Annotated in this window: 8 protein-coding genes and 1 pseudogene; 7 read left to right on the top strand and 2 right to left on the bottom strand. The window is 31.6% G+C overall.

Annotated features, from left to right (window positions below):
• Positions 1-181: 181 nt before the first annotated feature.
• The 6 genes from G6Q48_RS21565 (at position 182) to G6Q48_RS21540 (ending at position 4,389) form a co-directional block, all read left to right on the top strand.
• A complete protein-coding gene (locus tag G6Q48_RS21565; protein WP_166268356.1) occupies positions 182-913 on the top strand; it encodes a helix-turn-helix domain-containing protein in 732 nt (243 codons plus the stop codon).
• Between the two features lie 88 nt (positions 914-1,001).
• On the top strand, positions 1,002-1,271 hold the full coding sequence (locus G6Q48_RS21560) for a hypothetical protein (protein WP_124724886.1): 270 nt from the start codon (positions 1,002-1,004) through the stop codon (positions 1,269-1,271).
• Positions 1,205-1,504 (top strand): DUF536 domain-containing protein, encoded by a 300-nt coding sequence (locus G6Q48_RS21555; RefSeq protein WP_015639707.1) that lies wholly within the window; start codon positions 1,205-1,207, stop codon positions 1,502-1,504. Before G6Q48_RS21560 ends, G6Q48_RS21555 begins: the two co-directional genes overlap by 67 nt.
• A gap of 31 nt (positions 1,505-1,535) precedes the next feature.
• Complete coding sequence (cfr, locus tag G6Q48_RS21550; RefSeq protein WP_159290284.1) at positions 1,536-2,585, top strand: 23S rRNA (adenine(2503)-C(8))-methyltransferase Cfr; 1,050 nt, start codon at positions 1,536-1,538, stop codon at positions 2,583-2,585.
• Positions 2,586-3,309: 724 nt separating this feature from the next.
• Positions 3,310-3,927, top strand: coding sequence for a recombinase family protein (locus tag G6Q48_RS21545; protein WP_015639704.1), 618 nt, complete (start codon positions 3,310-3,312; stop codon positions 3,925-3,927).
• 123 nt (positions 3,928-4,050) lie between these two features.
• The gene (locus tag G6Q48_RS21540) at positions 4,051-4,389 is read left to right on the top strand and encodes a hypothetical protein (RefSeq protein ID WP_015639705.1); all 339 of its coding nucleotides are present in this window, start codon (positions 4,051-4,053) and stop codon (positions 4,387-4,389) included.
• Here the strand turns inward: G6Q48_RS21540 and G6Q48_RS21535 are convergent.
• Both G6Q48_RS21535 and G6Q48_RS21530 read right to left on the bottom strand, forming a co-directional pair.
• Positions 4,373-4,606: pseudogene (locus G6Q48_RS21535) on the bottom strand (rRNA adenine N-6-methyltransferase family protein); the annotation flags it as partial. The gene G6Q48_RS21540 and the pseudogene G6Q48_RS21535 overlap by 17 nt on opposite strands.
• 141 nt (positions 4,607-4,747) lie before the next feature.
• On the bottom strand, positions 4,748-5,047 hold the full coding sequence (locus G6Q48_RS21530; protein ID WP_165439131.1) for a hypothetical protein: 300 nt from the start codon (positions 5,045-5,047) through the stop codon (positions 4,748-4,750).
• 104 nt (positions 5,048-5,151) lie between these two features.
• Between G6Q48_RS21530 and mobV the strand changes: the two genes are divergently transcribed.
• Complete coding sequence (gene mobV, locus G6Q48_RS21525) at positions 5,152-6,378, top strand: MobV family relaxase (protein ID WP_012779614.1); 1,227 nt, start codon at positions 5,152-5,154, stop codon at positions 6,376-6,378.
• Positions 6,379-6,621: the final 243 nt, after the last annotated feature.

Here is a 6,621-nt window from a genome sequence, read left to right as displayed (position 1 = left end):
GTCACGCTGAAAATGCCGGCCTTTGAATGGGTTCATGTGCAGCTCCATCAGCAAAAGGGGATGATAAGTTTATCACCACCGACTATTTGCAACAGTGCCTTTAACCTTTAAAATGTGGGAGTATAAGGCAACTTCTCAAGAAAAACAGATACAGTATCAGTCAATCAATCAAGGTTTTAGAATGGTTGGTTCTAGAAATGATAAATATGACTTACCAGTAAAGGCTTTTAAAACTGGAGAGAGAGTTACTTTAGATTATATTAATTCTTATGCAGATGAAGAAAAAAATAGAGTAGATATAAATAAGCGATTTAGACCAACTCAATATAGTTTAGAAGAAGCAGAAGAGAAGTTTCCTGAGTGGTATGAGAGAGTAATTGTTCAAGGAGATAAGAGAGCTAAAAGATGGGATATAAAGAGAGATCTTTATGATTGGTGGTTAAGACAGTCTTATAAAGTTAAAGGTGGACATCGTTATTTTTATTTGATGTGTATGGCAATTTATGCTGTAAAGTGTAATATTCCAAAAAATGAAGTTCGAGAAGATATGTATAAAATTTTTGATGAATTAAAGGAAATAGAACATTCTAATCCTTTAGAAGAAGATGATATTAAATCAGCTTTAGAAACCTATGACAGACAATATTATAATTTTACCATTGATGACATTGTAAAATTAACAGATATCCCTATTGAAAAAAACAAAAGAAATTATAGAAAACAAGATCAACATTTAAAACTTGCAAGAGGACAATTAGAATTACTTAAAGAGATGGGAGAAGTAGAAGTAGGTAGACCTTCAAAAGAGAGTCTTGTTAGGGAATATTTAGAAGATAATCCTGAGCATTCTCCAACAGAAATAGCTAGAAATTTAGGAATCAGTCGTACAACAGTATATAAGTATCTAAATTAAAGTGTACAGCACCGTACTAAAGTGTACAACGAAACGTACAGCAATCTGTACAGCGTTATGATACAATGATTTATAAGTGAGGTGGCATATGAAGGAGAAAATTTATACAATAAAAAACTTATGTGATGAATTAAATCAACCAAGACAAAAAGTAAGAAGAAGACTTGAAAAGCTTGAAATTAAAGCTATTAATGAAGATACAAGAACTTATGAAAATGAACCTCTGGAGTATAATCACCAAGCTTTTTTGAAATTAGCAGAAGAATTTGATGTACGAATTGACAATAAAGAGTGTACAGCAAGTGTACAACGAATGAACAGCACCGTACAGCAGAAGAAACAAGCAAAGATAAACTGATAAAGGTACTAGAAGAGCAGTTAGAAGAAGCGAATAAATCAAGAGCAAATTTAGAAAAACTTTTAGATCAACAACAACAATTAACTTTGATTTCTAATAGAAAAATAGAAGCATTAAAACTAGAATTTGAAAAAAAGGAAATGGAAAAAAAAGTTGGTAATGGGATAAATAAAAAAGAAAAAACCAAATTCAAAAATTATATGGAGATCTGTATAATAAAGAATAATTATTAATCTGTAGACAAATTGTGAAAGGATGAAAGAAATGAATTTTAATAATAAAACAAAGTATGGTAAAATACAGGAATTTTTAAGAAGTAATAATGAGCCTGATTATAGAATAAAACAAATAACCAATGCGATTTTTAAACAAAGAATTAGTCGATTTGAGGATATGAAGGTTCTTCCAAAATTACTTAGGGAGGATTTAATAAATAATTTTGGAGAAACAGTTTTGAATATCAAGCTCTTAGCAGAGCAAAATTCAGAGCAAGTTACGAAAGTGCTTTTTGAAGTATCAAAGAATGAGAGAGTAGAAACGGTAAACATGAAGTATAAAGCAGGTTGGGAGTCATTTTGTATATCATCACAATGCGGATGTAATTTTGGGTGTAAATTTTGTGCTACAGGCGACATTGGATTGAAAAAAAACCTAACTGTAGATGAGATAACAGATCAAGTTTTATACTTCCATTTATTAGGTCATCAAATTGATAGCATTTCTTTTATGGGAATGGGTGAAGCTCTAGCCAACCGTAAAGTATTTGATGCTCTTGATTCGTTTACGGATCCTAATTTATTTGCATTAAGTCCTCGTAGACTTTCTATATCAACGATTGGTATTATACCTAGTATCAAAAAAATAACCCAGGAATATCCTCAAGTAAATCTTACATTTTCATTACACTCACCTTATAGTGAGGAACGCAGCAAATTGATGCCAATAAATGATAGATACCCAATAGATGAGGTAATGAATATACTCGATGAACATATAAGATTAACTTCAAGGAAAGTATATATAGCTTATATCATGTTGCCTGGTGTAAATGATTCTCTTGAGCATGCAAACGAAGTTGTTAGCCTTCTTAAAAGTCGCTATAAATCAGGGAAGTTATATCATGTAAATTTGATACGATACAATCCTATAATAAGTGCACCTGAGATGTATGGAGAAGCAAACGAAGGGCAGGTAGAAGCCTTTTACAAAGTTTTGAAGTCTGCTGGTATCCATGTCACAATTAGAAGTCAATTTGGGATTGATATTGACGCTGCTTGTGGTCAATTATATGGTAATTATCAAAATAGCCAATAGTATTGAACAAGGTATATAGCTGATATAATAAGGTGAATTTTTAAATAATATTAATGCAATTAATATTATTTTGATAACTCAATTATGCTAGTATTTTCTTCAAATATGAATGGACTACTGGGTGGAAGATAATTAACTAATCTGTATTCTTCTAATTTGAAATGAATAAGTTTCAAAGTACTAAGATATAGGATTAGTCATCCATTTTTTTTAAATCAGTTTAACTAGATGTTTTGTTTGTCGAATGACAAAAAACTCTTATTTAGTATAAATGAATAGATAATCCTTCCAATAATAATTGGGAGGATTTTTTATTCTCCCTAAATACAAATGTAAGTTAATGAAATATATACTTGAAGATGTTTATGGCATTCTAAAAATGTAGTCTTTGGCAGTTAATTTATGTAGTCTCTCTAGAGAACAACTTGAAAGTATTCGGGAATGCGTTCAGCTTCATAAAACCCTCCTCAATTATATAATCTGAAACCCTCTTGCTAAGTTCTTCTTCAACTTTTTGAAAACCTTTTAATATCATTTGATTTCTCACTTTATTAGCGTTCGTAAAAGTACACTTTTACGAACGCTTTGAAAAAGGCTAAAAAGGTCCGAAAAAAGCGTTCGTAAACGTATCAAAACACTTTACGAACGTTCGCGAAATCGCACACACTTTTACGAACGCTTTTCAGGTATAATTAAGGGGAAGAATCGTTCTTAGAGGTGAATTATGGAAAATCGCAAATTTGGCTACATACGTGTCAGCAGCAAAGATCAAAACGAAGGCCGTCAATTGGAAGCCATGAGAAAAATCGGCATCACTGAACGGGACATTTATTTGGACAAGCAGAGTGGAAAGAATTTTGAACGGGCGAATTATCAACTATTGAAACGGATTATTCGAAAAGGCGACATTTTATATATCCACTCACTGGATCGGTTTGGCCGGAACAAAGAAGAGATTCTCCAGGAGTGGAATGACCTAACGAAAAATATTGAAGCGGATATTGTGGTGCTGGATATGCCATTATTGGACACGACTCAATACAAAGACAGCATGGGAACCTTTATTGCTGATTTGGTTTTGCAGATTCTTTCGTGGATGGCTGAAGAGGAACGGGAGCGCATTCGGAAAAGGCAGCGTGAAGGAATCGACTTGGCGCTGCAAAATGGCATACAATTTGGCCGGTCCCCTGTTGTTGTTTCAGATGAATTCAAAGAGGTTTATAGAAAATGGAAAGCTAAAGAATTAACAGCAGTTGAAGCCATGCAGGAAGCCGGGGTTAAAAAGACTAGTTTCTATAAATTAGTTAAAGCACACGAAAACAGTATAAAGGTCAATAGTTAGTTCTATATTATATAGAAGAAACTCATTTTCGCAGCCAATAACAAGCAGTTGTTATCGGCTTTTTTATTCCCCTTAATTTCCATACTATTCCATGGTACAATTTTCAAAAGTCCGAATGAAGAAATGGAATTAAATATAGAAATCCAAAATTTGAATGCAAAATATAACGGGGTGATAAAATTGGCAAGATTAGAAACTGCATCTCTCAATGCCATCAATGTCTATCAAGAACTTGAAGAAATGAGAAAAAAATATGGAAAACTAAAAAAAGCTGAGATTCACTTTCATACACCTGCTTCTCACGATTACGAGCTTATCAAAAACAAGAAGTATAATGAATTAACTGAAGAAGAAATTATAAAACACTCAGTAGTCATTGGATATCATTCAACAGAGCAAGGTGATTTATTATTAAGAATGTTATCTGACGGAAAATTTACTGATGAAAATTATCGTGATTAACAAGTTTATTTTCTGTAGTCTTGCATAATTTATGGTCTATTTCAATAGCAGTTACGAAATTACACCTTTGTACTAATTCAAGGGTAAAATGCCCTTTTCCTGAGCCAATTTCAAAGATATTATCATGTTCATTTAAGCTTATATTTGTCATTATTTTATCTATATTACGTTTCGAAGTAATAAAGTTTTGACTGTCTTTTATATTTTTTTTGTTCATTATAATCCTCTTTCTTATAAACTTAAAATAATTATAGCACAAGCTCTGATAAATAAGAACATGATGAACGACCGTTAAATTTGTACTGCAATCGGGCGCGATTGTTGAATAAAAGATACGAGAGACCTCTCTTGTATCTTTTTATTTTTGAGTGGTTTTGTCCGTTACACTAGAAAACCGAAAGACAATAAAAATTTTATTTTTGCTGAGTCTGGCTTTCGGTAAGCTAAACAAAACGGACAAAATAAAAATTGGCAAGGGTTTAAAGGTGGAGATTTTTTGAGTGATCTTCTCAAAAAATACTACCTGTCCCTTGCTGATTTTTAAACGAGCACGAGAGCAAAACCCCCTTTGCTGAGGTGGCAGAGGTCGGGTTTTTTTGTTTCTTTTTTCACGAAAAAAAAAGAAAGGTCTTAAAGGTTTTATGGTTTTGGTCGGCACTGCCGACAGCCTCGCAGAGCACACACTTTATGAATATAAAGTATAGTGTGTTATACTTTACATGGAAGGTGTGCCCGTACAAAGCAAGAAAGGGGTTGTTTTTTATGTCAATGATTGTTGCTAGAATGCAAAAAATGAAAGCTGAAAATTTAGTAGGAATTGGAAACCATAATCAAAGAAAAACAAAAAATCATTCAAATCCTGACATCGATACTTCTCTTTCAAAACTGAATTATGATTTAGTAGATCGTACTCAAAATTATAAAACTGATATTGAAAATTTTATTAATGAAAACAAATCAACTACAAGGGCAGTTAGAAAAGATGCAGTTTTAGTTAATGAATGGATTATTTCAAGTGATAAAGATTTTTTTGATAATCTAACTGAAAGTGAAATAGAGAATTTTTTTGAAAGGTCAAAAGATTATTTTGCTGAAAAATTTGGAGAGAAAAATATTCGATATGCAACTGTTCATTTAGATGAAAGCACTCCACATATGCATATGGGTATTGTTCCCTTTGATAAAGATAATAAATTAAGTGCTAAGAGAGTTTTTAATCGACAAGCTCTTCGTGATGTTCAAGAAGAATTGCCTAAGTACTTACAAGATTTTCAATTTGAAATTGCAAGAGGACAAAAAGGATCTGAAAGAAAAAATTTAACTGTTCCAGAATTTAAAAAATTAAAAGAAGAAGAACTAGAAATAAAAAAAGAATTACAAATAAAAAAAGATGAACTAATAGCTTACACAAAAGAAAATCAAATTGATAAAAAACTTGATATAACACCAATAAAAGAAATGGAAGATATAGAGATTGAAACAGATGAAAAAACTCTATTTGGAAAAAATAAAACTGAAATAGTTAGACAATGGACTGGCAATATAATTTTATCTGAAAACGATTATTTAAAATTAAATAAAGAAATCAAAAAAGGGAAAAAAACAGAGGGAAGATTAGCAGCTATTTTAGAAACTGATGTTTACCAGGAAAACAAAGAGCTAAAAAATGAATTAAAAGATCAGATAGATAAAAATGATAAAGATATTGATGATTATAATGATCTTGTTAAAAGATATAATAATTTATATGAAGAAAACACTTCTTTAAAGAGCCAGATTGGCGATTTAAAAGAAGAAATTAAGTTAATATACCAATCTACTAAAAGATTCTTAAAAGACCGTATAAGCGATTTTAAAGCCTTTAAAGAAGTATTTAAAGAGTTAGCTGACAACATATCTAATATCTCAAGAGAAAAGGGATTAGATAGTAGTTTCAAGAAAGAATTTGATAGAGAAAACAAGAAAAAGCAAACTAGAGGAATAAGGTGATAAACTATGTATACTCTGTAAACGGTGTATACATAGTTTACTGCGTATACAATATAAAAGCGTTCAATTATCTATTGATAATCTAAGTCCCCCTAGTAGTCTTTAGGGGTATTGTTTTAAAAGGGTGATTTATATGAGTAATAAGGCACTGTTGCAAAGTTAGCGATGAGGCAGCCTTTTGTCTTATTCAAAGGCCTTACATTTCAAAAACTCTGCTTACCAGGCGCATTTCGCCCAGGGGAT

This window comes from Providencia sp. M-27, assembly GCF_011077905.1.
GTDB classification, from domain to species: Bacteria; Pseudomonadota; Gammaproteobacteria; order Enterobacterales; family Enterobacteriaceae; genus Providencia; species Providencia huaxiensis.
This window is presented reverse-complemented; position numbering and strand designations above follow the sequence as displayed.

Bases quoted from the DNA above. Each gene is read 5' to 3' on its own strand.
- cfr (WP_159290284.1), top strand. From the start codon at position 1,536: ATGAATTTTAATAATAAAACAAAGTATGGTAAAATACAGGAATTTTTA.
- G6Q48_RS21540 (WP_015639705.1), top strand. From the start codon at position 4,051: ATGGAATTAAATATAGAAATCCAAAATTTGAATGCAAAATATAACGGG.
- G6Q48_RS21565 (WP_166268356.1), top strand. From the start codon at position 182: ATGGTTGGTTCTAGAAATGATAAATATGACTTACCAGTAAAGGCTTTT.
- G6Q48_RS21545 (WP_015639704.1), top strand. From the start codon at position 3,310: ATGGAAAATCGCAAATTTGGCTACATACGTGTCAGCAGCAAAGATCAA.
- G6Q48_RS21560 (WP_124724886.1), top strand. From the start codon at position 1,002: ATGAAGGAGAAAATTTATACAATAAAAAACTTATGTGATGAATTAAAT.
- mobV (WP_012779614.1), top strand. From the start codon at position 5,152: ATGTCAATGATTGTTGCTAGAATGCAAAAAATGAAAGCTGAAAATTTA.